At 36.7% G+C, this 26354-nt stretch carries 28 protein-coding genes; 22 read left to right on the top strand and 6 right to left on the bottom strand.

What is annotated here, in order from left to right:
• Nucleotides 1–8: 8 nt before the first annotated feature.
• A complete protein-coding gene (locus tag BM350_RS04715) occupies nt 9–848 on the bottom strand; it encodes a GNAT family N-acetyltransferase (RefSeq protein ID WP_090916756.1) in 840 nt (279 codons plus the stop codon).
• A 238-nt stretch (nt 849–1086) separates the two neighbouring features.
• On the opposite strand from BM350_RS04715, the gene BM350_RS04710 reads away from it, so the two are divergent.
• Nucleotides 1087–2472, top strand: coding sequence for an alkaline phosphatase (locus tag BM350_RS04710; RefSeq protein WP_090916754.1), 1386 nt, complete (start codon nt 1087–1089; stop codon nt 2470–2472).
• A gap of 62 nt (nt 2473–2534) precedes the next feature.
• Complete coding sequence (locus BM350_RS04705) at nt 2535–3014, top strand: hypothetical protein (protein ID WP_090916752.1); 480 nt, start codon at nt 2535–2537, stop codon at nt 3012–3014.
• A 30-nt stretch (nt 3015–3044) separates the two neighbouring features.
• Here BM350_RS04705 and BM350_RS04700 read toward each other — a convergent pair whose 3' ends face one another.
• Nucleotides 3045–3695 carry a GTP pyrophosphokinase gene (locus BM350_RS04700; protein WP_090916750.1) on the bottom strand — a complete coding sequence of 217 codons (651 nt, stop codon included), beginning with the start codon at nt 3693–3695 and terminating at the stop codon, nt 3045–3047.
• A gap of 441 nt (nt 3696–4136) precedes the next feature.
• Between BM350_RS04700 and BM350_RS04695 the strand changes: the two genes are divergently transcribed.
• The 3 genes from BM350_RS04695 (at nt 4137) to BM350_RS04685 (ending at nt 7476) form a co-directional block, all read left to right on the top strand.
• Nucleotides 4137–5621, top strand: a complete 1485-nt coding sequence (locus tag BM350_RS04695) for a YcdB/YcdC domain-containing protein (RefSeq protein WP_090916748.1) — start codon at nt 4137–4139, stop codon at nt 5619–5621.
• Nucleotides 5622–5765: 144 nt separating this feature from the next.
• A complete protein-coding gene (gene sigK, locus BM350_RS04690; protein WP_090916745.1) occupies nt 5766–6479 on the top strand; it encodes an RNA polymerase sporulation sigma factor SigK in 714 nt (237 codons plus the stop codon).
• A gap of 217 nt (nt 6480–6696) precedes the next feature.
• Nucleotides 6697–7476 carry a phosphatidylserine decarboxylase gene (locus tag BM350_RS04685; RefSeq protein ID WP_090916743.1) on the top strand — a complete coding sequence of 260 codons (780 nt, stop codon included), beginning with the start codon at nt 6697–6699 and terminating at the stop codon, nt 7474–7476.
• Nucleotides 7477–7619: 143 nt separating this feature from the next.
• Here the strand turns inward: BM350_RS04685 and BM350_RS04680 are convergent, their stop codons facing one another.
• Nucleotides 7620–7775 carry a sporulation histidine kinase inhibitor Sda gene (locus tag BM350_RS04680; protein WP_139207688.1) on the bottom strand — a complete coding sequence of 52 codons (156 nt, stop codon included), beginning with the start codon at nt 7773–7775 and terminating at the stop codon, nt 7620–7622.
• 383 nt (nt 7776–8158) lie between these two features.
• Here BM350_RS04680 and BM350_RS04675 point away from each other — a divergent pair, with 383 nt between their 5' ends.
• The 8 genes from BM350_RS04675 to BM350_RS04640 all read left to right on the top strand — a co-directional run bounded on the left by BM350_RS04675 (nt 8159) and on the right by BM350_RS04640 (nt 13264).
• Nucleotides 8159–8671 carry a YqeG family HAD IIIA-type phosphatase gene (locus BM350_RS04675; RefSeq protein ID WP_090916742.1) on the top strand — a complete coding sequence of 171 codons (513 nt, stop codon included), beginning with the start codon at nt 8159–8161 and terminating at the stop codon, nt 8669–8671.
• A 3-nt stretch (nt 8672–8674) separates the two neighbouring features.
• Nucleotides 8675–9781: a ribosome biogenesis GTPase YqeH gene (gene yqeH, locus BM350_RS04670; RefSeq protein ID WP_090916740.1), complete on the top strand. Its 1107-nt coding sequence runs from the start codon at nt 8675–8677 to the stop codon at nt 9779–9781.
• 14 nt (nt 9782–9795) lie between these two features.
• Nucleotides 9796–10629 (top strand): shikimate dehydrogenase, encoded by an 834-nt coding sequence (gene aroE / locus BM350_RS04665; RefSeq protein ID WP_090916738.1) that lies wholly within the window; start codon nt 9796–9798, stop codon nt 10627–10629.
• A gap of 4 nt (nt 10630–10633) precedes the next feature.
• The gene (gene yhbY, locus BM350_RS04660; protein ID WP_090916736.1) at nt 10634–10933 is read left to right on the top strand and encodes a ribosome assembly RNA-binding protein YhbY; all 300 of its coding nucleotides are present in this window, start codon (nt 10634–10636) and stop codon (nt 10931–10933) included.
• 103 nt (nt 10934–11036) lie between these two features.
• Nucleotides 11037–11606, top strand: a complete 570-nt coding sequence (locus BM350_RS04655; RefSeq protein WP_090916734.1) for a nicotinate-nucleotide adenylyltransferase — start codon at nt 11037–11039, stop codon at nt 11604–11606.
• Nucleotides 11596–12165: a bis(5'-nucleosyl)-tetraphosphatase (symmetrical) YqeK gene (yqeK, locus tag BM350_RS04650; protein WP_139207687.1), complete on the top strand. Its 570-nt coding sequence runs from the start codon at nt 11596–11598 to the stop codon at nt 12163–12165. Before BM350_RS04655 ends, yqeK begins: the two co-directional genes overlap by 11 nt.
• Entirely contained in the window at nt 12162–12518 is a 357-nt protein-coding gene (gene rsfS / locus BM350_RS04645) for a ribosome silencing factor (RefSeq protein WP_090916730.1), read from the top strand. Before yqeK ends, rsfS begins: the two co-directional genes overlap by 4 nt.
• Complete coding sequence (locus BM350_RS04640) at nt 12515–13264, top strand: class I SAM-dependent DNA methyltransferase (RefSeq protein ID WP_090916728.1); 750 nt, start codon at nt 12515–12517, stop codon at nt 13262–13264. Before rsfS ends, BM350_RS04640 begins: the two co-directional genes overlap by 4 nt.
• 95 nt (nt 13265–13359) lie before the next feature.
• Here the strand turns inward: BM350_RS04640 and comER are convergent, their stop codons facing one another.
• Nucleotides 13360–14184, bottom strand: coding sequence for a late competence protein ComER (gene comER, locus BM350_RS04635; RefSeq protein ID WP_090916726.1), 825 nt, complete (start codon nt 14182–14184; stop codon nt 13360–13362).
• An 82-nt stretch (nt 14185–14266) separates the two neighbouring features.
• Here comER and BM350_RS04630 point away from each other — a divergent pair, with 82 nt between their 5' ends.
• The 3 genes from BM350_RS04630 to BM350_RS04620 all read left to right on the top strand — a co-directional run bounded on the left by BM350_RS04630 (nt 14267) and on the right by BM350_RS04620 (nt 17868).
• Nucleotides 14267–14866 carry a helix-hairpin-helix domain-containing protein gene (locus BM350_RS04630; RefSeq protein ID WP_090916845.1) on the top strand — a complete coding sequence of 200 codons (600 nt, stop codon included), beginning with the start codon at nt 14267–14269 and terminating at the stop codon, nt 14864–14866.
• A gap of 67 nt (nt 14867–14933) precedes the next feature.
• Nucleotides 14934–15491: a ComE operon protein 2 gene (locus tag BM350_RS04625; RefSeq protein WP_090916725.1), complete on the top strand. Its 558-nt coding sequence runs from the start codon at nt 14934–14936 to the stop codon at nt 15489–15491.
• Between the two features lie 19 nt (nt 15492–15510).
• Nucleotides 15511–17868 carry a DNA internalization-related competence protein ComEC/Rec2 gene (locus BM350_RS04620; RefSeq protein WP_139207686.1) on the top strand — a complete coding sequence of 786 codons (2358 nt, stop codon included), beginning with the start codon at nt 15511–15513 and terminating at the stop codon, nt 17866–17868.
• Here BM350_RS04620 and BM350_RS04615 read toward each other — a convergent pair.
• Nucleotides 17855–17989 carry a YqzM family protein gene (locus BM350_RS04615; protein WP_020062228.1) on the bottom strand — a complete coding sequence of 45 codons (135 nt, stop codon included), beginning with the start codon at nt 17987–17989 and terminating at the stop codon, nt 17855–17857. The two genes, BM350_RS04620 and BM350_RS04615, sit on opposite strands and share 14 nt — an antisense overlap.
• Nucleotides 17990–18356: 367 nt before the next feature.
• Between BM350_RS04615 and holA the strand changes: the two genes are divergently transcribed.
• Nucleotides 18357–19370, top strand: a complete 1014-nt coding sequence (gene holA / locus BM350_RS04610; RefSeq protein WP_090916721.1) for a DNA polymerase III subunit delta — start codon at nt 18357–18359, stop codon at nt 19368–19370.
• Nucleotides 19371–19452: 82 nt separating this feature from the next.
• Here the strand turns inward: holA and rpsT are convergent, their stop codons facing one another.
• Nucleotides 19453–19710, bottom strand: coding sequence for a 30S ribosomal protein S20 (gene rpsT / locus BM350_RS04605; protein WP_034638779.1), 258 nt, complete (start codon nt 19708–19710; stop codon nt 19453–19455).
• Between the two features lie 182 nt (nt 19711–19892).
• On the opposite strand from rpsT, the gene gpr reads away from it, so the two are divergent.
• From gpr to hrcA, 5 genes are all read left to right on the top strand, one after another.
• Entirely contained in the window at nt 19893–20996 is a 1104-nt protein-coding gene (gene gpr / locus BM350_RS04600; protein ID WP_090916719.1) for a GPR endopeptidase, read from the top strand.
• Nucleotides 20997–21017: 21 nt separating this feature from the next.
• On the top strand, nt 21018–21359 hold the full coding sequence (locus tag BM350_RS04595) for a YqxA family protein (RefSeq protein WP_090916717.1): 342 nt from the start codon (nt 21018–21020) through the stop codon (nt 21357–21359).
• Between the two features lie 213 nt (nt 21360–21572).
• Nucleotides 21573–23396: an elongation factor 4 gene (gene lepA / locus BM350_RS04590; RefSeq protein WP_090916715.1), complete on the top strand. Its 1824-nt coding sequence runs from the start codon at nt 21573–21575 to the stop codon at nt 23394–23396.
• Between the two features lie 241 nt (nt 23397–23637).
• Complete coding sequence (hemW, locus tag BM350_RS04585; RefSeq protein ID WP_090916714.1) at nt 23638–24777, top strand: radical SAM family heme chaperone HemW; 1140 nt, start codon at nt 23638–23640, stop codon at nt 24775–24777.
• A 429-nt stretch (nt 24778–25206) separates the two neighbouring features.
• The gene (gene hrcA, locus BM350_RS04580) at nt 25207–26238 is read left to right on the top strand and encodes a heat-inducible transcriptional repressor HrcA (protein ID WP_090916712.1); all 1032 of its coding nucleotides are present in this window, start codon (nt 25207–25209) and stop codon (nt 26236–26238) included.
• Nucleotides 26239–26354 lie beyond the last annotated feature (116 nt).

The following is a 26354-nucleotide window of genomic DNA, read 5'->3' as shown; positions in this document are numbered from 1 at the left end:
TCCCCTTTCTAGCATAGTGCTGCATCCATCATAGTAAATATAAAATCGCGCTTACCAGGGAGATTTTCTCCGTTTTTTATCATGAAAGGAGAAAGCAGCGTTTCTTCAAACTCAAATGATAGCAGTTTATCTCTAAAGCTTTTTTGTGTATGTGGAACATCGATACGAACAGTTCCATTCCATTGGTTACATATGGATAGCAGTAAATGCAAGGCATCCTCTTCATTGCTAGCGATAAGGGGAGTAACAGATAAGGTATCTCCTTTTCGGATACATAATGCGAAAGCTTCGAGTCTATCATTTTTTTCGATTTTTAATGCAATGTGTGCTCTATGTAACAGTATTGAATACAGCTTAGAACGATGAGCGCCGCTTGCTATGTAATCGAATTGAATGAGTGTATTAAGGTCCTGATTTGTGATTGTACGAGTAGCAAAGGAACCGAATTTTGTTGTTGTTTTATTTCGTTCAAATCGATGAATAGAAGTAACTGTATGAAATCCATATGCATGATATAAAGGCGCGCCAGCATCCGTTGCAATGAGTGTAACAGGTTGTAATGGCGGAGAATTTTTCATACAAATATCTAGCAAAGAACGCCCTAATCCTCTGCGCTGAAAATCTGGATGGACAATAAGCATACCAAGAGAAGTAAATCCTGTTTTATATGGAAAAACAGCAATACAAGAGACGAGCTGACCTTCGTTATCATGACCAAATAAAGTACCGACAGAAAGGTATGTCTCGAATTGCTCCTTCATAAATGACATATCGTGTAACCATCCTACAGCATCACAAAGAGATAATAGCTGTGATATATCAGATCTATTTAATATTTTTACTTCCATATATTATCCCCCTTAAATTTCCATATGCTAATCCATTTTAGCATATGCATTCAAAACATTCAGTTTGACATGAAAAAAATAATGTTAGGTCAAGAAATAAAACGACAAAGAAATGCACATTGTAACGATAATCATCAACAATTAACAAAACATTTACATTTTTCTCATTTTACCTTAACAGTTTTCTATTACATTGGGTAATGGGAATTGAATTAATAATTTAGGGGGGACTTATAAAGTGAAAAAATTTATGAAGAAAGCATGGCCATTTGCAGTTGTTTCATCGTTAGCACTTACTTCAATTGTTACATGGAATATGACACGTTCAGATGTTATTAAAGCAGACGAAAAAGAGAATGATACAAAGATTAAAAATGTAATTGTCTTAATAGGGGATGGTATGGGACCTTCTTATATGACAGCACATCGTTATATGAAAGATAACCCAAAAACATTTGAGATGGAGCAAACGGAATTTGATAAACACCTTGTAGGAACACAAGTTACATATCCAGAAGATGAGCATCAAAATATTACAGACTCAGCTTCTGCTGCTACTGCAATGTCATCAGGGATTAAAACATATAATGCAGCTATAGCAGTGGATAATGACAAAACAAACGTAAAGACAGTACTAGAGCAAGCGAAAGAACGCGGGAAATCTACAGGTTTAGTTGCAACTTCTGAAATTACGCATGCAACACCAGCGGCTTTCGGTGCACATGATGTTAGTAGGAAAAATATGGATGCAATTGCAAATGATTACTTCGATGAAAAAATTAATGGTAAGCATAAAGTAGACGTTCTTCTTGGCGGCGGTGTAAATAACTTTGTAAGAAAAGATCGCAATCTTACAGAAGAATTTAAAAAAGATGGTTATAGCTATGTAACAGATCGTCAGCAATTATTAAATGATAAGAGTGACCAAATTCTTGGTTTATTTGCACCAGGCGGTTTTGATAAAATGATTGATCGCAATGATAAAGCGCCTTCTTTAGCAGAAATGACGAACGCGGCAATTGAGCGCTTAAATAAAAACAAAAATGGTTTCTTCTTAATGGTAGAGGGTAGCCAAATTGACTGGGCTGGTCATGATAATGATGTTGTCGCAGCGATGAGTGAAATGGAAGACTTTGAAAGAGCATTTAAGGCAGCAATTGAGTTTGCGAAAAAAGATAAACATACATTAGTTGTAGCAACTGCTGACCATTCTACTGGCGGCTTCTCTCTTGGAACAAAAGGTGAGTACAATTTTGATGTAAAACCAATTAAAGCAGCAAAACGTACACCTGACTTTATGGCGGCTGAAATTGCTAAAGGGGCAAATGTTGAAGAAACATTGAAAAAGTATATTGATTTAGAATTAACACCAGAAGAAATGAAGTCTGTAAATGATGTTGCACCGTCAAAAGATGTAACAAAAATTGATAATGCAATTGAAGCGATCTTTAACAAGCGCTCTTATACAGGATGGACAACAGATGGTCATACTGGTGAAGATGTTGGTGTCTATGCATTTGGACCAGGAAAATATTTATTTGCTGGCGTTCAAGAAAATACAAACTTAGCAAAACGTGTATTTGATATTGTTGGCGGCGGTGACCCAAATAAAGGTAAACGCTAATATGGAGAAAAAGCGGGGCTGCTTTGCCTTGCTTTTTCTTTTTCAGTTTGGAGGGGAGATATATGAAACGAGTACTAAAAAAATTGGGGATTGTAGGAATCATGAGTCTTCAATTATGCGGATGCAGTTCACAAGAAAAAGTGCAAAACGATACAATGAAAAAGGAAGAAACGGTATATAAAGAAGAGAAAAATAAAAAGATGACAAAGCCTATACCGGAGAAAGAAGAACAAACAATTAAAAAGTTAATAGACTCATATATTCAAACAATAAATGAGAAAAACTTTGAGGGGCATATGGCACTTTTTTCGACAAAGTCATTAGGGTTAGAGGATACAAAAGCCCAAAAACAAGCAGAGTTTAAAAATAAGAATAAAAAAATCGACCTATTGGATTTTCATGTAGAAAATTTTGAAGGAGAGTATGCTGTTGTAGAAACAAAAGAGAAAGTAGAATCTGGTCAAAAGAAAGTGCGTTACACCGTAGGGAAAGAAAATGATGTATGGAAGATAGAAGATGTGCGTGTGATTGAGGAAGGATAAAAAGAAGTTCTCTAAAATAGAGAACTTCTTTTACACAGGTAATAAAATGCGCTCTGAACACGCTCCAATTTCATCAATATCTTGGCGGATAGATGCCATCTTATCATCAAGTTCTTCAGCTTTCATGGCAGCATCATGTAATTCGTTTTTTAAATACTCAGGGATATTTCCTTCATATTTATAATACATTTTATGTTCTAAACTTGCCCAGAAATCCATTGCTAACGTTCGTAATTGAATCTCCGCAAAAACATCTTGTGTTCCTGAATTTAATGCTAATGGGTACTTAATAATCATATGGAGACTTTTATAGCCGTTTGGTTTTGGTACTTTAATATAATCTTTAACTTCTACGATTTCCATATCTGTTCGTTTTTCTATCAATTTTCTTAAATAATAAATATCTTCCACGAAACAACATGTAATTCGAATACCGATAATATCGAATAAATGTTGTTGGGCGTTTTCGACAGTTGGTGCTAAGTTTTTTCGTTCTAGCTTTTTGATAATACTTTTTGGTTGTTTTAATCGTGTTTTTATATGTTCAAACGGGTTGTAGTCTTCTAGAAACTGCGCTTCCCGGTTCATAATTTCGAATTTTGTTTTCAGTTCTTCAAGAGCAAATGTATAAGGTAATACAAATGCTTTCCAGTAATTAACTGTTGTTTGGTTAAACTCCATTTTATACACACCTTTTTCGTATTTGGAAAGTAAGGTTGCTTAAACTAAATACCAAATCATATAGGCACATGCTGCGAATGATGAGATCATAAAGCGATAACGTGTTTTCATTAGATTTTCCTCCTTTATATGTGGGATTTATTGTATGTAAAATCTGTACACTCTTTATACTAATTGATTGATGTGAATTCCGTATGAACAAATTGTTTCAGTTTGTTGTCTTTTTTGTATTCTCTTTAGTTGGTCCGCAAAATGGTAAAGACAAAATGGTTTTGTGGGGTTCCGGTATAGTGCTAATAGTGATTATGATATTTTTTGTAATGGGAACTTTTTTTTGGAATCAGCCATAATTTCATAAATTCCTACTAATCCCATTTATACAAAATAAAGATAATTTCGTGTAATATGAAATAGATATATTTTTTGTCATAGGAGGGGGATATGATGAATCAAGTAGATAGAAAGAGAGTGCAACAGGTAGCACATATTCTTGAAATTCCATATGATTATAAACTTGTTGTTGATGATGGAAAAGTAAATGAAGATGTTCATTTATTATGGTGGGAGAAACAGGAGAATCCTGAAGAATACATTCAAGTCTGTTTACAAAAAGAAACAGGAGAGTTAATGGAATTATCCATACATAAAGAGTGTGCCCCAAAGCAGCTAAGTGTAAGTAAAGAGCAAGGAAAAAGCATTGCGGATGCATTCTTGCAGCAACATGCATCGCATACATATAAAGAATGTACAGCTATTTATATGAATGAAAGAAAAGAGAGTGTTTTTATTGAATATAGGCAGGAAGTAAATGGGTATTCGTTGCCTCGAACAGGTTGTGTAGTTGAAGTTGATGTAGATGGGAGTGTTATTAAATTTAGAAACGAGGGCATAAAGGAAAAACCATTGTGGCCGTGTTCTATTGTAGAGAAAGAAGTTGTTACAAAGCAGTTGAAGCAAAGACAGAGTATGGAGCCTATCTTTATACATCTCTCTAATTCGTTGTTTGAATGGGAGGATGGTGAAATAGAAGAAGGTTATTATCTTGTATATGAACCGATTCCTTCACATGCTTTTATTCATGTACATACTGGGGAAGACTTGCATGATCATAGTCATTATGTGATTGAAACAAGGGAATTGCCAGCTTTAAGTGAGAAACCACAACTGGAAGTAAATATTGATCATTTATTTCATATTGATAAAAACGTCATGAAGAAAGTACTTGAAGAAGAGGGGGAAACAGAGAAGACAATTGTTTGGGCAAAGTTACCAGATAAACAAGGTGATACAGAAGAATCTGACAAATCTTTCGATGCGTACTGGAAGCAACATTTTCATATGTTGCAGTATGAAACGTCAATTATCGTGAAAATAGATAAAGAAACAAATGAATTGCTTGAATATTATGAGCAAGGAAGTCACGGAGGAAAACCTGTATTAACTCGTGAACAATGTTTTGCAAAAGCACTACAATTTTTAGGAAAGGCATTTCCAAATTACGAACAATATCTTCGGGTTTGGAGCAATCAAGATGATCGGAATGAGGAAGATCCAGGACACTTTTATTTTTACGTATATGTAAATGGTATTCGGATAGAAGGTGAGTTGGTGCGCGTCGTTGTGGATGGAGAAACCGGCCGAATAAGAACGTATAGTGGTACATCGCAAAGTCTTATTCAAAAGCTGCTCACTTATGACAAGGTAGTGAAAGTGAGTAAAGAGCAAGCGTTAGAGCGGTATTGTCAATCGCTTCGTGCAGAATTAAGGTGGTTTGAAGAAGGTGAACAAGAGCCTTCTCAGTATCAACTTATTTATAGCCAAACAACGGCAGAAATCAATGAGAAATATAATGGAGATTATAGCGATAGACGAGAAATTCGCTATATAGATGCGAGTACGGGAAAAGCAATTTGGCGGAAAGTTTGAAATGATTGTATCTAGAAAATGAATAAACAAAAAACAAACTATTAAGGAATGTTTTTCGCCTTGTCCATAAAGCTGTACAGACACAAACAATCACTCGCCCACATACAAATAGTAAAGACCACTATTTTTGCGGGGGTGAAGAGGTTGAGTCTGTTCGCCGCAATTGGATATATGATTCATGAAATGTTTGTTTTCGTATCGTATGTCAAAAATAATGCATTTCCACAGCCGTTGTCGCCTGATGAGGAAAGGAAGTACTTAGAGCTTATGGAGCAAGGGGATGCGCATGCAAGAAATCTCCTCATCGAGCATAATTTACGTCTTGTGGCACATATTGTGAAGAAATTTGAAAATACAGGAGAAGATGCAGAAGATTTGATTTCCATTGGCACGATAGGTTTAATTAAGGCAATTGAAAGCTATTCACAAGGAAAAGGAACGAAACTAGCAACATATGCGGCTCGTTGCATTGAAAATGAAATTTTAATGCATTTACGTGTATTAAAGAAAACGAAAAAAGACGTTTCTCTTCATGACCCAATTGGACAGGACAAGGAAGGGAATGAGATTTCCTTAATCGATATTTTAAAATCAGAATCAGAAGATGTAATTGATACGATTCAACTGAGTATGGAGCTTGAGAAAATTAAAGAGTATATCGACATATTAGATGAACGGGAAAAAGAAGTGATTGTAAACCGATTTGGTCTTGGTATGGAGAAAGAAAAAACGCAGCGGGAGATTGCGAAAGCACTTGGTATATCGCGGAGCTATGTATCACGTATCGAGAAGCGGGCATTAATGAAGATGTTTCATGAATTTGTTCGTGCGGAGAAGGAAAAGAAAGGGAAACATTAAAGAAGAAAAGTGCTTGCTTTTATTCGAAAGCAGGCACTTTTCTTCTTTAAATAAAATGAAGCTTCTATGATAAATCTATGTTCACGGTTGAAAATGATGGGTTCTATCTGTAATATTAAAAGGTGCTAATAATTTATGATATAGAAACAAGAATAGGAAAAACTATATGTAAGGGTCTTATTCCAACATTATATATCATAGTAGGGGGTTTCGCAGTTTGCGACGTACGTTATATCGATTATTGATTGAACTTACAAACGGTCGTTTTACGTCCTATATATTGCGTAAATTTGCACAGTCTCGTTTAAGCTCAACTATTATTCCATCTTATGCGAAAGTATTTCAAATTAAACAAGATGAGATGGAGAAGGATTTAAAAGAGTATCGAACGCTTCATGAATTATTTACGCGTAAATTAAAAGAGGGTAAACGATCAATTGATACAGAAGAGTCTACTATTGTGAGTCCGGTTGATGGCGTTTTTGCAGATCATGGTCCCATTAATGAGGCAAAAATGTTTGAAATCAAAGGAAAGCAGTATTCTATTGTAGACATGCTTGGTACGGACGAAAGGGCAACGCGTTACGCAGGTGGTACATACATGGTTATTTATTTAAGCCCAAGCCACTACCATCGTATTCACAGTCCACTTTCTGGTACAGTGACAGAGCGCTTTGTACTTGGAAGGAAGTCATATCCTGTTAATGCAGCAGGTATGAAATATGGAAAAGATACGTTATCTAAAAACTATCGATCTGTAACAGAGATAGAGAGCAAAGGCGAGCGGATGGCGCTTGTTAAAGTAGGTGCAATGTTTGTGAATAGTATTGAACTGTTGCATGAGAGAGAAACTATGCAAAAGGGTGAAGAGATGGCCTATTTTACATTTGGCTCCACAGTCGTGCTATTATTTGAAAAAGGTATGGTTGAAGTCGTTCAATCATTAGCTAGTGGACAAGAGGTTCGTGTTGGTGAGAAAGTTGCAACTCGATTATAAAAGAGCCGTCTTATAAGATGGCTCTTTTTACAGGTGAAGCAGTATCTATTTCTGGCATAATAGGCAGTAAGTCTTTAGGGAATCTCGTTCAACTAATCATAAGCGGTTAAATGCCACCTATGGAAGTTTTACTGTATATATACTCAAGACGATTTTAAAAGCTTGTCCTCTAATGAGCGTCTAATAATTTCTTGTTTAATAAGTAAAATGAAGTCAGGATTTAATTTTAGCTCTTTTGCTTTATAATAAGACTCGGTGAGTAATTCAGTAGATAACTGTTCCATATGTTTCGCCGTCAAGGCGGTTCACCTCCTGCGAAAAAGGAAATTTGTCTCATTTAATGTACCAAAAATTGTCTTATGTCACAATCTGTTGATTATCCACATTCTGTAGTGGATAAGATGTGTAAAAATTGTTGATAATTTCCGAATTCCCTGAATTTAACAGGTGGGAAATTGTGTACAAGTTTATCCACAGATGCATAATCGAAAAATGCTGTCGAAAAATTTTATCTAACTTTAACAGACAGTAACTGTTAGATGATTTATCACGCTCTTACAGAAAATTACGAGAAGAATGACTTTCTGTAAGAGCCCGATAAGTTCAACTAACCAATTTGAGAGAAAATCACTCTCAAATTGGAAGTTGAACTTTACAAAACTCCTCAAAGAGGTGAAAGATATTGAGTTTATTTTTACCGAATGAATATGTGAAAAACGTGTATCATATTCAACCTGAAGAATTAAAAAACCGAGGCATAAAAGGAATTATTACTGATCTAGATAATACCTTGATTGAATGGGATCGTCCGAATGCGACACCGCAATTGGAAGAATGGTTTGCAAAAATGAAGGAACACGGCATTCAAGTGACAGTTGTTTCGAATAATAACGAACAACGTGTAAAAGATTTTGCTGATCCACTTGGTATTCCGTTTATTCATAGTGCACGTAAGCCACTTGTTCGTGCTTTTAAACGAGCACTAACGAAAATGAATCTACGTGCGGAAGAAGTAGTTGTGATTGGAGATCAAGTATTAACAGATGTGCTTGGAGGTAATCGTGTTGGATTGCATACGATTTTAGTTGTTCCAGTTGCAAAAACAGATGGATTTATGACTCGTTTTAATCGAAAGATTGAGCGTAGAATTATGCGTAACATGAAGAAAAAAGGTTTAATTAATTGGGAGGAATAAAGTTTGACTGAGACATTTAAATGTATTGGATGCGGCGTTGCCATCCAAACAGAAAATAAAAATGAAGTTGGTTATGCACCCGCTTCTTCGTTAGAGAAAGAACATATCATTTGTCAGCGTTGTTTTCGCTTAAAGCATTACAATGAAATTCAAGATGTGTCATTAACAGATGATGATTTTTTACGCATTTTAAATGGAATTGGACAATCTGATGCATTAGTTGTTAAAATTGTTGATATTTTTGACTTTAGTGGAAGCTGGCTTCCGGGTCTGCATCGCTTTGTTGGAAATAATAAAGTACTTCTTGTCGGTAACAAAGCAGATTTAATTCCCAAATCAGTAAAGAAGGAAAAGCTTACACATTGGATGCGCTATAGTGCAAAGCAACTTGGCTTAAAGCCGGAAGATGTTTTCTTAATTAGTGCTGCAAAAGGTCAAGGTATTGAAGAGCTTGCAAGTGCAATTGAACAATATCGTAATGGAAAAGATGTTTATGTGGTTGGATGTACAAACGTTGGGAAATCCACGTTTATTAACCGTATTATTAAAACGTTTAGTGAGGAAACGGAAAATGTTATTACAACATCACATTTCCCAGGTACAACACTGGACTTAATTGATATTCCACTTGATGAAGCTTCATCTTTATATGATACACCAGGTATTATTAATCATCATCAAATGGCACATTACGTTGGGAAACAAAGCTTAAAAATAATTACGCCAACAAAAGAAATTAAGCCGATGGTCTTTCAACTTAATGAAGAACAAACGTTATTCTTCGGTGGATTAGCACGATTTGATTATATAAGTGGTGGTCGTCGCGCGTTTACTTGTCATTTATCTAATCGTCTTACGATTCATCGTACAAAGCTTGAAAAAGCAGATGCATTGTATGAAAAGCATGCTGGGGAATTATTAAATCCGCCAACACCGGAAGAACTTGAGAACATGCCAGAGCTTGTAAAGTATGAGTTTACCATTCATGAACCGAAAACAGATGTTGTATTTTCAGGTTTAGGGTGGGTAACAGTGAATGAAGCTGGTGCAAAAATTGCAGCGCATGTACCAAAAGGAGTTAGTGTTTCATTACGTAAATCTTTAATTTAAAGTGGTGAGGACTTGTGAAACAATTATATGGTGTAATTGGAAATCCAATTGGACATTCCTTATCACCGCTTATGCATAATGATGCATTTGCCCATTTAGAAATGGATGCACATTATCATGCTTTTCTCGTTCAAGAGAGTGAATTAGGCGAAGCAGTGAAAGGATTGAAGGCACTTGGAGTTGTTGGATTTAATGTGACAACGCCGCACAAGGTTTCGATTATGAAGTATTTAGATGAAATTGATCCTTTGGCAGAACAAATCGGTGCGGTAAATACAGTGCTTCATAAAGAAGGAAAATTAATTGGCTATAATACAGATGGAATAGGGTATGTTCGTTCATTACAATCTATTAGTAAAGAGCCGTTAACGAACAAACGTATTTTACTGCTCGGAGCCGGCGGTGCGTGCCGTGCGATTTATTATTCACTTGCAGATGCTGGTGTGAAAGAGATCGACATTGCGAATCGTACAGTAGAGAAAGCAGAGCAGCTTATTACAGATTGTAGAAGTGAAGTCGTGTCTTCGGCGCTTTCTTTAGAAGAAGTAACAGATAAACAAGCACTGTATGATATTATCATCCATACAACGACAGTAGGGATGCATCCTCGTGTAGAAGATACACCGCTACGCATTCGAGATTTGAAAAAAGGAAGCATTGTGTCTGATATTATTTATAATCCGTTTGAAACGAAGTTATTGCAAGACGCGAAGGCGCATGGAGCGATTGTACAAAATGGCATTGATATGTTTGTCTTTCAAGGCGCACTTGCATTTGAAATTTGGACGGGACGTTTGCCGAATATAGAACGAATGAAACAAATAGTAATGAAAAAGCTTGGAGGCTAAATACATGTTAACAGGAAAACAAAAACGATTTTTACGTGCAGAGGCGCATCATTTAACGCCAATTTTTCAAGTTGGTAAAGGTGGCGTAAATGAAAATATGGTAAAACAAATTGCAGAAGCGCTAGAAGTACGCGAGTTGATAAAGGTGAGCGTACTGCAAAACTGCGAATTTGATCGCTATGAAGTAGCAGAAGAGCTTGCGGAAGGTGCAAAAGCTGAACTTGTACAGGTAATCGGAAGTACAATCGTTTTATATAAAGAATCAAAAGAAAATAAACGTATTGTGTTACCAAAAACAAAGTAACGATTTCTAAAAGTTAGTTGAACCAATCGAGTTCGTATAGGTGCCTCGTTTTTTTATGAATGAGAACTATCACCTATAAGGACAAGGTAAAGGGGCGTTTTCTTTGAAGAGAATCGGGATTATTGGCGGGACATTTGACCCGCCTCATAATGGACATTTGTTAATTGCAAATGAAGTGTATGATGCATTGGGACTTGATGAAATTTGGTTTCTACCAAATCAAATCCCCCCTCATAAACGAGATAAGGAAGTTACAAGTGTACGTAATCGTTTAGAAATGATTCATTTAGCAATTGAACAAGACATGCATTTCTCTACTTGTTTAGCGGAACTGGAACGAGAAGGTCCGTCATACACATATGACACTATGTTACAATTGACAAAGGAGCATCCAGACGTTCAATTTTATTTTATTATTGGCGGGGATATGGTTGAGTATTTACCAAAATGGTATAACATCGATGAATTGTTAAAGCTCGTTACGTTTGTCGGCGTTGCTCGTCCTGGTTATACACTTTCTACGCCTTATGACATTGTAACGGTAGAAATTCCGGAGTTTGCTGTCTCTTCTTCGCTTCTGCGCGAACGTTTTACAAAGAAGAAGACATGCAAATATTTACTTCCTAAAGGAGTACAGGAATACATTGAGAGGAATGAGCTATATGGATCGTAAACGAGCGCTTGAAATTGTGAAACACCAAATGCATGAAAAGCGTTATATTCATACAATTGGTGTTATGGAAACGGCTATCGAACTTGCAAAGCAATATGGTGTTGATGAAAAAAAGGCGGAAATGGCAGCGATTTTTCACGATTATGCAAAGTGTAGACCGATTTCAGAAATGGAAGAGATTATTAAGCGAGAAAATTTGCCAAAAGATTTATTGCTTTATAATAAAGAATTATGGCATGCGCCGGTCGGGGCATATTTAGTAGAACGAGAAGTCGGTATTACAGACACTGATATATTACAAGCTATTACGTATCATACAAGTGGACATGAACAGATGACGATGCTTGATAAAGTGATTTACGTGGCTGATTATATTGAACCTGGTCGTAAGTTTCCAGGCGTTGAAGAAGCACGGAAGTTAGCGCGAGAAGATCTTAATCAAGCGTTATTATATGCTTTAAAGCATACGATACAATTTTTAATGGAAAAGAATCAAACGATTTATCCATTAACATTCCAAACGTATAATGCAGTCATTAAGGAGGACCTTACGAAATGAAGGACAGAGAATTATTAGTATTGGCAGCGCGAGCAGCTGATGATAAAAGAGCAGAAGATATTGTTGTGTTGAATATGCAAGGAATTTCCCCGCTTGCTGATTATTTTGTAATTTGTCATGGTAACTCAGATAAACAAGTGCAAGCAATCGCTCGTGAAATTAAAGAACAAGCGCATGAAGTGCAAGTTGATGTAAAACGCATGGAAGGCTTTGAAGAGGCACGTTGGGTACTAGTTGATCTTGGTGATGTTGTTGTACACGTATTCCATAAAGATGAGCGTAATTATTATAATTTAGAACGTCTTTGGGGCGATGTACCGCGCGAAGATGTTACAGAAGAGTTAGGTCAATGAGATACGAACAATTTGCATTGTTATACGATGAGCTAATGAATGATGTCCCATATGAAAAATGGGTGGAATTTACGGAACAAAGCTTGGAGCAAATTGGTAAAACAGATGCGAAAATTCTCGATGTAGCCTGCGGAACAGGGAATGTTACGTTGCCTCTTGTGCAAAAAGGATACGATGTAACGGGAGTAGATTTATCAGAAGAAATGTTAACAATTGCTCAGCAAAAGTTAGGTGAAGAAGGACAATTTATTCCTTTTTATCAACAAGATATGCGTGAGTTAGATGTTCCAGGCGAGTTCGATTGTGTGACAATTTTTTGTGATTCTTTAAATTATGTATTAGAAGAAGAAGGTATCCAAGAGACGTTCAGGCGTGTGTATCATCATTTGCGTCCAGATGGTTTATTTTTATTTGATGTGCACTCTCTTTATAAAATTCATCATGTATTTCAAAATGAAACGTATACAATGAATGAAGATGAAGTTTCTCTCATTTGGAACTGTTTCCCAGGTGAAGAGCCAAACAGTGTGGAACATGATTTGACATTTTTTGTACGAGATGAAGAAGAGGATGTGTATCATCGGTTTGATGAATTGCATATGCAACGTACATATTCTGTTGAAGAACTGACGAAGTGGCTTGAAAAAGCTAGTTTTACTGTTCGTCGTGTGACAGGGGACTTCGAAAGAGTAGAAGTAACAGAACAAACAGAGCGTATTTTCTTTGTCGCTACAAAGAATGCATAATAAAAAAGCAACCGAGAATGGTTGCTTTTTTATTAGATAGCAAAAAATAAAATATTTTATGAAGGAATATAGTTGTTTTTGTCGTAAAAGATATATTAAAGTTTATTAAATTGCTGTTCTATGTGCTCTACATCCTCTTCGTACTTTTCATGTGTTCGTTTTAACACCTTGTTAAACATATCTCCAATATGTTCTTCTAAAATCCGAATCCCTTCTCCGGTTATACCGCCTTTTACGCAAACTTTCTCCTGTAAAGTCGGTAAGGTGAAAATTTGTTTTTCTAGCAGTTTTCCCATTCCGATAATCATTTCACTCGTTAAAACAGTAGCTTCTTCACGTGTAATATTTGTTTCCTCTACAGATGCGTCAATAAATCGTTGTAATAAATAGCTGAAAAATGCCGGGCCGCAGCTTGCGATATCAGATGCTACTCTCGTGATATTCTCCTCAATGATGATAGGTTTAGAGATTTTTTGAAACAAGTTCAATATGCGTCTTTGCCATTCTTGTGAGCAATTTTTCCCAAATGTGCATAGAGAGACTCCAGCTAATGCGCGATTTGTAATACTTGGAATAATGCGAGCAACGTGACAAGATACAATTGTTTCTAATTGCTCGGTAGATATGGGACTTGTAATGGAGATTAGACATTTATCATTGGTAAGAATCGAAGCATGTTTTGTCAAAACAGGATGTATGTCGAATGGTTTTACACAAATGAAAATCAGTTCAGAACGTTCGATTACTTCTTGAATTGTTTTTGCTATATGAATAGAAGGATACTTCTCTTTTATATGATATGCTTTTGCGAAAGTACGATTAATGATGGTAAGACACGAAGGTTTGACAGCGCGGGCTTCGATACATGCATCAATAAGTATATTCCCCATATTTCCTGTTCCTATTATTCCTATGTTCAATGTTTCATCCCCTCCTTCGTAACATCTTTCTCCTAAACAATATGAAGTTTATTTTGAATTTATGAATTAGAGGTGCAAAATGATGATGATGAATTTGCCAAGAAAGTGGTTCGTTTTGTTTGCAGCAATTGGTGTCATCAGTATTTTGTTTGTATGGCAAACAAAAGGTGGACAAGAACAATCGGCAGTGAAAGTGGAAGCGAATTCGAGGATGGAAGAAAGAAAGGAGAAAACAAAGGTAACAGAACCTAAATTGCAATCGAAAACGATCATTGTTGATACGAAAGGAGCTGTGCATCGTGAAGGGATATATGAATTACAAAGCGGAGCGCGGGTGAAAGATGCTGTTGAAAAGGCAGGAGGTTTTTTACCAGAAGCAGATGCAACAAAAGTAAATTTAGCGCAGCTTGTACAAGATCAAATGGTGATTTATGTGCCGAAAAAAGGAGAACAAATTGCCACTGTGAATGAAGCACCTTTGTCAGAAGGGAAAATACAAATAAACACAGCGACAAAGGACCAGCTTGAAAAAATATCGGGCATTGGTCCTAGAAAAGCAGAAAATATTATCAAGTATCGTGAGCAGCATGGCCCCTTTCAAAAAATTGAAGATTTATTAGAGGTCGATGGAATTGGTGAAAAATCGCTGGAAAAAATGAAAGATGAAATAATTGTTCATTAAATAAACATTGACGACTTTTTTCTTATTTCGCTACACTATAAACAGATTTTAAAAGTAGGTGAAGATAATGGAACGAGTTTCTTGGGATCAATATTTTATGACACAAAGTCATTTGTTATCACTTCGCAGCACGTGCACAAGGCTTGCGGTTGGTGCGACAATTGTGCGTGATAAACGTATTATTGCTGGTGGCTATAATGGGTCGATTGCCGGCGGTGTGCATTGTATAGATGAAGGTTGCTATGTGATCGATAATCATTGTGTGCGTACAATTCATGCAGAAATGAATGCGCTGCTGCAATGTGCGAAATTTGGTGCAAAAACAGATGGTGCGGAAATTTATGTCACGCATTTTCCATGTTTACATTGCTGTAAGGCAATTATTCAAAGTGGTGTTACAGCAGTGTATTATGCACAGGATTATAAAAATCATCCGTATGCACTTGAGTTGTTTGAGCAAGCAAATGTAAGAGTAAAACATGTTCCTCTTGCATTTGACGTAACAACATTAGAAGAACGACAGAAAATGCAGGAGCTAAAACAGCTTTTGTCTTCGTTACAAACTGACGAAGTGACGTTAGAACAGTTACAACAAGTATTACTGCGGGCAAAAAATATGGTATAAACCGTGAGGTGAGTGCGTGTTGCGCGGGCAATGGATTTGCGTTGCAATCTCAGTTATCTTTGGGATTGCAACAGCTTATTCCTCTTTTTTTATCGTTCCTTTTCTTATATTTGGTTGTTATTGTGTAGTTTGTTTTTTACGTACCTCTCTTCTGATGCTCTCCTTGATTATTCTCGTGTTTGGACTTACCTATGTATATGCAATCTATGTAGATGCGCAAAATGATTCTATGCTTTCTTTTCGGGAAACAGACGTAACAGGTACAATTCAAAGTACGCCGATTATAAATGGAAATCGCCTTTCTTTCCAGTTGCAACTGAACAATGATGAAACAGTCCAGTTGTTTTACAAAATCCCTTCTCGTGAATTAAAAGAAAAATTGAAGCAGTTGAACTCTGGTATGGTGTGTACGTTTACTGGTACTTTGAAAGAACCACCATCTCCTCGTAATTTTTATGCATTTGATTATAAGGATTATTTATATAAACAGTATATTCATGCTCTTTTTGAAGCGGAATCGATTTCGAATTGTATGCAAGAAGATATTTCGTTTGTTCATTGGTTATTTTCGATGCGACAAGCAGCCGTTTCTTATATAGGAGAGACCTTTTCTGGGCAGTCAGCAGCTTTTATGAATGCTTTATTGTTTGGTGATCGTCAATATATGACGTTTGAGGTAGAAGAACAGTATCAACAGTTTGGACTTGTTCATTTGTTGGCGATATCAGGATCACACATTGTTTTGTTAACCGCAATATGTTATTTTGTATCACTTCGAATTGGTGTAACGCGTGAAAGCACAACGATGCTTCTGCTTGTTTGTATTCCGTTATATATGTTTTTTGCAGGGGCTTCACCATCTGTTGTTCGGGCATCTATAGCAGCTGTTATTGTATTTGGAGCCCTTACGCGAGCAGTGCGGGTGTCTGGGATGGATGCTTTAAGTATGACATTAATCATCATGCTTTTTTATGATCCGTATGTATTATTTAACATTGGGTTCCAGTTTTCATTTGTTGGAAGCTTTTCTCTTTTGTTATCTTCATCACGTTTGCTAGCTAACGAAAACGGTATAGTGAAAAATTCTATATACCTTTCCGTTATTTCTCAATTAACAAGTACACCTATTTTGCTTTATCACTTCGGCTATGTTTCTCCTTACAGTATCCTTCTTAATATGATTTATGTCCCGTTTTTATCTTTACTTGTTTTACCGGTTTGTATTGTCATTCTTGTATGTCTTATATGTCTTCCAATTGTGTCTCAATGGTTAGCTAATCTGTTATCCCTATGCATACATGTTTCGAATGTGATGCTTCAAATGTGCGAAGCTTTACCGTTTGTACGTCTTACCTTTGGACAAACCCAGCCATTTCTCGTTGCTTTATATTGTATCAGTATTGTAACTGTTTTTTTATCATGGGAAGGGCTTATTTGGAGAAAATATCGCCTGTTGTTTCTATCGAGCTTTTTCTTTCTTAGTACATGCCACTATGCATTTCCATATGCAAATGCAAACGGAAGTGTTACTTATATTGATGTCGGACAAGGGGATGCCATTTTGATTCGCCTTCCATACAACCAAGGGACGTATTTAATTGATACGGGTGGAACGCTTCCGGTAAAGAAGGAAGAATGGCAGCAGAAAAAACATGAATTTTCTGTTGGACATGATATTCTCGTTCCTTTTTTACAAAAAGAGGGCGTGCGGATGATTGATAAGTTAATTGTGACACATGGAGATATGGATCACACGGGAGCAGTGCAAGAAATAATACAATCTATTGCGGTAAAAGAGGTTGTGTTAGGGAAAAAGATAAAACTCTCCTTACTTGAACAACAAATACAGCAGCTTGCTGCGCAAAAGAATGTACCTGTTCGAATTGTAGAAAAGGGAGATAGCTGGAAGGTGGGAGAAGCGGTGTTTTCAGTATTATCGCCGGAAGGAGAAGAAAAAGAGGATAATAATCAATCTATTGTACTTTGGACAAAAATAGGGGGATTAACATGGTTGTTTACGGGAGATTTAGAAGAAGTAGGTGAGAAACGCTTCATACAATGGTATCCAGAGCTGCGTGCAGACGTTTTAAAAGTTGGGCATCACGGTAGTAAAACGTCATCTTCTGGGCAGTTTTTAGATACTGTTCAGCCGACAAAAGTCATTATTTCTGTTGGAGAGAAAAATCGTTATGGTCATCCGCATATCGAAGTATTAGAACGTCTAACGGAGCGTGGAATTGAAGTGTGGAGAACGGATGAACAAGGGGCAATTTCTTATGTTTTCCGAGGAGAAACGGGAACGTTTCACAGTAAGTTAACATATGATGAAACACAGAAAAAAAGAAGACTGCCAAGTGCAGTCTTTAAGAACCGATAAATTTAACGACTGTTGCGATGATAAATAAAGTGGTAAAAAATCCGAATGAAACGATAAAGCCTACCCCTGAGTCGACAGCGTCATTACGCTTACTTTGAACGTTTTTTTCAAATTCATTCATCTTTGAATCCCTCCCAACATTCCACTTTAGTATAAAATATTGTCAGAAAAAAATCTACAATTTATCCCGTTATTCGTGGGCAGTAAGATCCTTTTTCAAGATTTTGAGAGCAGGGGACAACTGTTCATAAAAGCCTGATTGGTGCAATGCTTTTCCAAGTGTGTTAACAGTTGTCATTCATAGCCCGTAAGGTAGGTGCAAACAATAAGGTCAAGGTGGTCATCGTTATGAAATAAGATTCCCGGGGCTTATTTTGTAACGTTTTATATAGATCAAGGAACGGGTAGCTACCTGTTCCTTTGGACTTGTAAAACGGTAGCTGTCACATTACTATAAGTATATAAAGTGTTAGGGAGTAGGAAGTTACATGAGTGATATACATAAAAAAATAAAGAAAAAGCAATTCGCTTCGTTATATTTGTTATATGGAACGGAGGCGTATTTTATCAATGAAACGCTTCGGCTTTTAACATCAGTAGCGTTAGTTGAAGAGGATCGTGAGTTCAATGTCGTTACGTATGACTTGGAAGAAGTGTACATAGAGGAAGTTGTTGAGGACGCAAGAACGCTTCCTTTTTTTGGAGAACGTAAAATTATTGTTGTCAAATCACCGTTGTTTTTAACATCGCAAAAAGCAAAAATTGAGCAAAACGTCAAAGTGCTAGAAGAATATATTGCTGAACCTTCACCGTTTTCTATCCTTGTGTTTATTGCTCCGTTTGAAAAATTGGACGAGCGTAAAAAAGTTACGAAGCTTTTGAAAAAAACAGCGGATGTAGTAGAAGCAAATGCTATGCAAGTGCAAGATGTACGTAAATGGATTATAAGCCGCACGGAAGAAATGCATATTCAAATAGAAGAGGCGGCAGTTAGTTTACTATTAGAGCTTGTTGGAAGCAATGTAACGATGCTTGCTAAGGAAATGGATAAACTGACATTATATGTTGGAACAAGCGGTGAAATTACGGCAAAGCTTGTCGCAGAACTTGTTCCAAAGTCTGTTGAACAAAATGTATTTTCTTTAACAGAAAAGGTAGTGAAAAAAGATATCGCAGGTGCGATGCGTATTTTAGAAGGATTATTTACACAGCAAGAAGAGCCGATTAAACTGCTTGCGCTTCTTGTAAGTCAATTTCGTTTATTATATCAAGTGAAAGAACTTCAGCAGCGTGGTTATGGGCAAAATCAAATTGCATCGCATATTGGTGTGCATCCGTATCGTGTGAAGTTGGCTATGAATCAAACAAATTCTTTTTCCTTTGAAGCGTTAAAACGAGTAATTCACGAACTTGCTGAGGCAGATTATAATATGAAGACAGGAAGAATGGATAAACGTCTTGTGCTAGAATTTTTTCTCATGCGTTTAAATCATATTGAATAGTGGAAAAATGTTCATGTAGACAACTACATGAACATTTTTTTTGTAAATAAAAAACGACCCATACGGATCGTTTTTAAACGCCTTACGCGTTTACTTGTTTCGCTAAGCGAGATTTTTGACGAGCTGCAGCGTTTTGGTGGATAAGACCTTTACGAGCTGCTTTGTCAAGTTTTTTAGAAGCTACTTTGTATGCTTCTTTTGCTGTTTCAAGATCGTTATTGTTAACTAAAGCCTCTACAGTTTTAACAGCTGTACGCATGTCAGACTTGATAGAAGCGTTATGTGCACGACGCTCTTCGCTAAGTTTAGCACGTTTGATAGCAGATTTAATGTTTGCCATATCTTTCACCTCCCTGGTGCGATCGAGTGACTCGATTCTTACATAGAACAAGTGATATTCTATCAAACGGAGAAGAGAATTGCAATAGTGAGATCGATGAAATTTCAATATAGGAAAAGAATGTCTGAAAATAAATTGGGGAATTCTAATGAATATTTATTATAAATAGAGGAGGAGATTGTATGAGTGAACCGCTTGATTTAAGTAAATATGGGATTCGAACAGATCTTGCATTAGAAGCTCACCAAATGCTGCAAGAGAAGCAAGAAGAAAAAACAGCGATTCAAGGTGTAATTGTAAAAGAGCGCGAAGAAGAAGGGATTACAATTACAAAGGTGACGATTGATGAAAGTGCCGCTCCGGCGATGGGAAAGAAACCAGGAAATTATTTAACTTTAGAAGTCCAAGGAATTCGTCAGCAAGATACAGCGTTGCAACAAAAAGTAGAGGAGATTTTTGCAAAGGAATTTGCGCACTTTCTAAAAGAAATTGGAATTAGTAAAGAAGCGAGCTGCTTAATTGTTGGCCTTGGCAACTGGAATGTAACGCCGGACGCATTAGGCCCAATTGTTGTAGAAAATGTACTTGTTACGCGCCATTTATTTAAGTTACAGCCGGAAAGTGTTGAGGAAGGGTTTCGTTCTGTCAGTGCGATTAGGCCAGGTGTTATGGGTATTACAGGCATTGAAACGAGCGATATGATTTATGGTGTCATTGAAAAAACGAAACCAGACTTTGTGATTGCAATTGATGCGCTTGCTGCTCGTTCTATTGAACGAGTAAATAGTACCATTCAAATTTCGGATACTGGTATTCACCCTGGTTCTGGTGTTGGGAATAAACGAAAAGAACTGAGTAAAGATACGCTAGGTATACCGGTGATTGCAATTGGTGTTCCGACTGTTGTAGATGCGGTTTCGATTACAAGTGATACAATTGATTATATTTTAAAGCATTTTGGACGTGAGATACGTGAAGGGGGAAAACCAGCCCGTTCTTTACTTCCAGCCGGTTTTACATTTGGTGAGAAGAAGAAGCTTACAGAAGAAGATATGCCGGATGAAAAAAGTCGCAATATGTTTTTAGGAGTTGTTGGTACGCTTGAAGAAGAAGAGAAGAGAAAGTTAATTTATGAAGTGCTAGCACCGTTAGGGCATAATTTAATGGTAACACCTAAAGAAGTGGATGCGTTTATTGAAGATATGGCGAATCTGATTGCGAGTGGTTTGAACGCAGCTCTTCATCATCAAGTTGATCAAGATAACACAGGGGCATATACGCATTGATTGGAAAAGGAGAAATAAGAATTGGAGCAGTTTACACGCAAATGTATCATTCTCGTTGTTAGTGCATTTCTTATAACGTTAGCAGGTATGCAAGTTGCCACTAGCGGATTGAAACGAATGAAAGGCTACAATAATCCAACCTATGAGCAAATTGCCCACATAACAGGAACAGATCACGGGGATGTAGAAACAACAATTCTTGGAAATGCATTTTCTATTGAAGAAAAACAAAAGCAACTAGAAGAATTAAAAAGCTTTAATATATTCGAGAGTATGGGAAGAGGATTGACTTCTTTGGTGCAAAATGTAATTCGCAGCATAACATATACCATTGTTGATAAAATAAAAGGTGCATTTCATTAATGTAAAGTGTTAAAAAAGCGGCTATCTTACGTACGACGAGTAGGATAGCTTTTTGGATTTAAGGAAAGGTTTGTCTATTGTTTACGAATTGCATATGATAAAAGTAAGAGTACTTGCTTAAAACGTAACACCAGTTTTCATTGAATCTTTTTCCTTGTATTGATATAATCAGTGCTAGTGTATATTGGCGAGATTAGTAGGAGTGATAAATAGATGAACAAAGAAGAAAGAGCAAAAAGGCAGTCTAAAATTCGTAACTTTTCCATTATTGCTCACATTGATCACGGGAAGTCAACGTTGGCAGACCGTATTTTGGAGAAAACAAATGCGTTAACACAACGCGAGATGAAAGCACAGTTGCTTGACTCCATGGATTTAGAGCGTGAGCGCGGGATTACAATTAAATTAAATGCAGTACAATTAACGTATAAAGCGAAAGACGGAGAAGAATATATTCTTCACTTAATTGATACACCAGGTCATGTCGACTTTACGTATGAAGTATCTCGTAGTTTAGCGGCTTGTGAAGGTGCGATACTTGTTGTGGATGCGGCGCAAGGGATTGAGGCGCAAACATTAGCAAATGTATATTTAGCACTTGATAATAACTTGGAAATTTTACCGGTTATTAACAAAATTGATTTACCGAGCGCTGATCCAGAACGTGTTCGTCAAGAGGTAGAAGATGTAATTGGATTAGATGCGTCTGAAGCAGTGCTTGCTTCTGCAAAAGCGGGTATTGGTATTGAGGAGATTTTAGAGCAAATCGTTGAAAAAGTGCCAGCTCCAGCAGGTGATTCGGAAGAACCGTTACAATGTATGATTTTCGACTCTTTATATGATCCATATCGCGGTGTAATTGCTTATATCCGTGTTGTAAATGGAACGGTAAAAGTTGGAGATAAAGTACGCATGATGGCAACGGGTAAAGAATTCGAAGTAACAGAAGTTGGTGTATTCACACCGAAAACAACGCAGCGTGAAGAATTAACAGTAGGTGATGTAGGCTTCTTAGCGGCATCAATTAAAAATGTTGGTGATACGCGTGTAGGTGATACGATTACACATGCAAAACGTCCAGCGGCAGAACCTTTACCAGGGTATCGTAAATTAAACCCAATGGTATTCTGTGGTTTATATCCAATTGATTCTGCACGTTATAATGATTTACGTGATGCATTAGAAAAGCTAGAATTAAATGACTCTGCTCTTGAATTTGAACCAGAAACGTCTCAAGCACTTGGATTTGGTTTCCGCTGTGGATTCTTAGGCTTACTTCATATGGAAATCATTCAAGAACGTATTGAACGTGAATTTAAAATTGATTTAATTACAACAGCACCAAGTGTTATTTATAAAGTATATTTAACAAACGGTGAAGACATGACAGTTGATAACCCATCTAACATGCCAGATCCGCAATCTATTGATCGTGTAGAAGAACCGTATGTAAAAGCATCTATTATGGTTCCAAACGATTATGTTGGAGCCGTTATGGAAATTTGCCAAGGAAAACGCGGAACATTTATTGATATGCAATATTTAGATGAAACGCGCGTTACTTTGACATACGAAATTCCATTGTCTGAAATCGTATATGACTTCTTTGATCAATTGAAGTCGAATACGAAAGGATATGCATCGTTTGATTACGAGCTAATTGGTTATAAACCCTCTAAGCTTGTGAAGATGGATATTTTATTGAATGGTGAACAAGTCGATGCGCTATCTTTCATTGTGCATCGTGACTCAGCATATGACCGTGGAAAAGTAATTGTAGAAAAATTAAAAGAGTTAATTCCAAGGCAGCAGTTTGAAGTGCCTATACAAGCAACAATCGGAAATAAAGTTGTAGCGCGTTCTACAATTAAAGCGATGCGTAAAAACGTATTAGCAAAATGTTACGGCGGTGACATTTCGCGTAAACGTAAACTTCTTGAAAAACAAAAAGAAGGTAAGAAGCGTATGAAGTCTGTTGGTTCTGTAGAAGTACCGCAAGAAGCATTCATGGCTGTACTGAAAATGGATGATAACTAATAAAAAGAAGCCGTACAAACGGCTTCTTTTTATTTAGGAAGCAAAAACCAAAGTATTTAAAGTTTCGGTTAATATTTAGACATCTTTGTATCTCTCCTTTACAATAGTGGTGAAGCTTTTGATTGTAAGGAGAAAAGTTATTTGGGGAAGAATGCGAATAGAGAAAGTTCGCATAGGATTACAGAAGTAAATAAACCTCCGAAATGCGGAGGTTTTCTTTTTAGAAAGGTAGGAGCAGAACTTGATACAAGCTGCATATATTCATATTCCGTTTTGTCAGCATATTTGTCACTATTGTGATTTTAATAAAGTGTTTATTGAACGTCAGCCAGTTGAACAGTACTTGCAATATTTAGAGAAAGAAATTGCGAATACAATCAACAAAACGCCTTTTAAAGAAATGAAAACGATTTTTGTTGGTGGAGGAACGCCAACAGCGTTAAATATGGAACAGACAAAGCAATTGCTAGATATTATTAATCGTCGGTTACGTCCGTTTGCGCCAAATTGTGAACTAACTTTTGAAGCGAATCCGGGAGATTTACCTAAAGAGAAATTAAATCTTTTATTAGAAGGCGGTGTAAACCGGATTAGTTTTGGTGTTCAAACGTTTCGCGATGAATTGCTAGAAAAGATTGGGCGCAGACATACGAGAGAAGATGCATTCGTAGCGATTCGGGAGGCGCAGGAAGTTGGTTTTACAAATATTAATGTTGATTTAATTTATGCACTGCCGACGCAAACGATAGAGGATGTAAGAGAAACGTTAGATATTGCGTTTACACTTGGAGTTCAACATTTCTCTGCGTATTCTTTAATTGTTGAACCGAAAACGGTCTTTTATAATTTAATGAATAAAGGAAAACTGAGACTTCCAGGAGAAGACCATGAAGCAAAGATGTATGAAATTGTGATGGATGAGATGGAAAAGCATGGTTACCAGCAGTATGAAATTAGTAATTTTTCGAAAGAAGGCTATGAAAGTAGACATAACCTCACATACTGGAATAATGAAGAATACTATGGTTTCGGAGCTGGCGCTCATAGTTATGTAAAGGGCGAACGAATTCAAAATGTGGGTCCATTAAAACAATATTTCGCGAAAATCGATGAGGCAGGTTTGCCGTATTTAGATGTTCATACAGTAACAGGGCAAGAAAAAATGGAAGAAGAGTTATTTTTAGGGCTTCGAAAAACAGCAGGTGTTTCAAAAATAGAATTTAGCAAAAAATTCGGCGTAGAGATGAACGACATCTTTGCGAAACAATTACATCATAATAAAAAACATGAATTGCTGCGAGAATCAAATAATCATGTCTGTTTAACAAGGAAAGGGAAGCTATTAGGAAATGAAGTCTTTCAATCATTCTTAGTGGATTAACCTAATATGAAATTTTACTGTATCCCGTTCTATATAAATTAAAAACCGACAGAAAAACCCCTTTCTTTTTTAGGGGGGGGCGAGAGCATCTAGCCGCGCATAGAAACGGTCAGGGCCTTTTCCTACCACATGCAAGGTTTAAAACAGAAGGAGAACGCAAGTAGAGGTCATATTGTATTTTGCATAGCAGCAACTTATATGTCGGAAAAATAAAATGAATAAATAACAGTAGGTGCAGAAAGGTAAATTGAGAAGAAGAACCGTCTGTAAGAGCCCGATTGGCAGGGCTAATTAGCAGCAAAAAACCGTTTTGCTAAAAGTTTCACTTTATCTCATCACGTTTCCGTTGACAATTCAATATCAATTTTGGTAAGTTAGTAATAGATTTAGCACTCGAAACACAAGAGTGCTAACAGAGGTGATGATGAAATGCTTACGGAACGTCAGCTCTTAATTTTACAGGCGATAATTGACGATTTTATCGGATCAGCACAACCTGTTGGATCAAGAACATTAGCTAAGAAAGAAGAAATTACATTTAGTTCAGCAACAATTCGAAATGAAATGGCTGACTTAGAAGAATTTGGATTTATTGAAAAAACACATAGTTCTTCAGGGCGCGTTCCTTCTGAAAAAGGGTATCGCTTTTATGTAGATCATCTTCTTGCACCGCAACATTTGCCAAGTGAGGATGTTGTACAAATTAAAGACTTGTTCGCTCAAAGAGTTTTTGAAGCAGAAAAGCTTGCGCAGCAATCCGCGCAAATTTTATCAGAACTCACGAATTATACGGCAATTGTTCTTGGGCCGAAAGTAAGTGCGAATAAGCTGAGAAATGTACAAATTCTTCCGCTCGGTCATCAAACAGCGGTTGCAATTATTGTAACTGATACAGGACATGTGCAAAGTAAAACAATCACAGTTCCGGAATCCGTCGATTTGCAAGATTTGGAAAAAATGGTTAACATTTTGAATGACAAGTTGTCTGGTGTACCGATGTCAGAACTGCATAATAAAATCTTTAAAGAAATTGTAATGGTTTTGCGTCAGTACGTTCATAATTATGATAGTGTCATGAAGATGTTAGATGGTACATTTCAATTTCCATTATCTGAAAAAGTATATTTTGGTGGAAAAACAAATATGCTTGCGCAGCCGGAATTCCATGATATTCAAAAGGTCAGATCATTATTTAATATGATTGAAAATGAAGATGCCTTTTATGACATCTTAAAGAGTAAGCAAATTGGCATTCAAGTGAAAATTGGCCGTGAGAATTCTTCTGCTGTAATGGAAAATTGTAGTTTGATTTCTGCGACATACTCGATTGGAGATGAGCAGCTTGGAACAATTGCGATTTTAGGACCAACAAGAATGCAATATTCTCGTGTCATTAGTTTGTTGCAATTATTTACAAAACAATTTACAGATGGACTGAACGGTTTGTATAAACCGAAATAATAAGAAACTTTCATTTGTGGCGGAGATATATTCCGCTACTGATGATTAGTTAAATATAAAAAAATAGATAGCTGGGTTCGTGCTGAGTTGTGCCTGCCCTGCCTTTTTAAGGAGGT

The organism is Bacillus sp. 103mf (genome assembly GCF_900116295.1).
Lineage (GTDB): Bacteria > Bacillota > Bacilli > Bacillales > Bacillaceae_G > Bacillus_A > Bacillus_A bruguierae.
The sequence above is the reverse complement of the archived record's forward strand: the minus strand, read 5'-3'. Positions and strand labels throughout refer to the sequence as shown.

Excerpts from the sequence above, each read along its gene's own strand:
- BM350_RS04715 (WP_090916756.1), bottom strand. The coding sequence starts at position 848 with ATGGAAGTAAAAATATTAAATAGATCTGATATATCACAGCTATTATCT.
- BM350_RS04705 (WP_090916752.1), top strand. The coding sequence starts at position 2,535 with ATGAAACGAGTACTAAAAAAATTGGGGATTGTAGGAATCATGAGTCTT.
- BM350_RS04700 (WP_090916750.1), bottom strand. The coding sequence starts at position 3,695 with ATGGAGTTTAACCAAACAACAGTTAATTACTGGAAAGCATTTGTATTA.
- BM350_RS04695 (WP_090916748.1), top strand. The coding sequence starts at position 4,137 with ATGATGAATCAAGTAGATAGAAAGAGAGTGCAACAGGTAGCACATATT.
- yhbY (WP_090916736.1), top strand. The coding sequence starts at position 10,634 with ATGTTAACAGGAAAACAAAAACGATTTTTACGTGCAGAGGCGCATCAT.
- yqeK (WP_139207687.1), top strand. The coding sequence starts at position 11,596 with ATGGATCGTAAACGAGCGCTTGAAATTGTGAAACACCAAATGCATGAA.
- rsfS (WP_090916730.1), top strand. The coding sequence starts at position 12,162 with ATGAAGGACAGAGAATTATTAGTATTGGCAGCGCGAGCAGCTGATGAT.
- BM350_RS04640 (WP_090916728.1), top strand. The coding sequence starts at position 12,515 with ATGAGATACGAACAATTTGCATTGTTATACGATGAGCTAATGAATGAT.
- BM350_RS04630 (WP_090916845.1), top strand. The coding sequence starts at position 14,267 with ATGATGATGAATTTGCCAAGAAAGTGGTTCGTTTTGTTTGCAGCAATT.
- BM350_RS04625 (WP_090916725.1), top strand. The coding sequence starts at position 14,934 with ATGGAACGAGTTTCTTGGGATCAATATTTTATGACACAAAGTCATTTG.
- BM350_RS04615 (WP_020062228.1), bottom strand. The coding sequence starts at position 17,989 with ATGAATGAATTTGAAAAAAACGTTCAAAGTAAGCGTAATGACGCTGTC.
- holA (WP_090916721.1), top strand. The coding sequence starts at position 18,357 with ATGAGTGATATACATAAAAAAATAAAGAAAAAGCAATTCGCTTCGTTA.
- rpsT (WP_034638779.1), bottom strand. The coding sequence starts at position 19,710 with ATGGCAAACATTAAATCTGCTATCAAACGTGCTAAACTTAGCGAAGAG.
- gpr (WP_090916719.1), top strand. The coding sequence starts at position 19,893 with ATGAGTGAACCGCTTGATTTAAGTAAATATGGGATTCGAACAGATCTT.
- lepA (WP_090916715.1), top strand. The coding sequence starts at position 21,573 with ATGAACAAAGAAGAAAGAGCAAAAAGGCAGTCTAAAATTCGTAACTTT.
- hrcA (WP_090916712.1), top strand. The coding sequence starts at position 25,207 with ATGCTTACGGAACGTCAGCTCTTAATTTTACAGGCGATAATTGACGAT.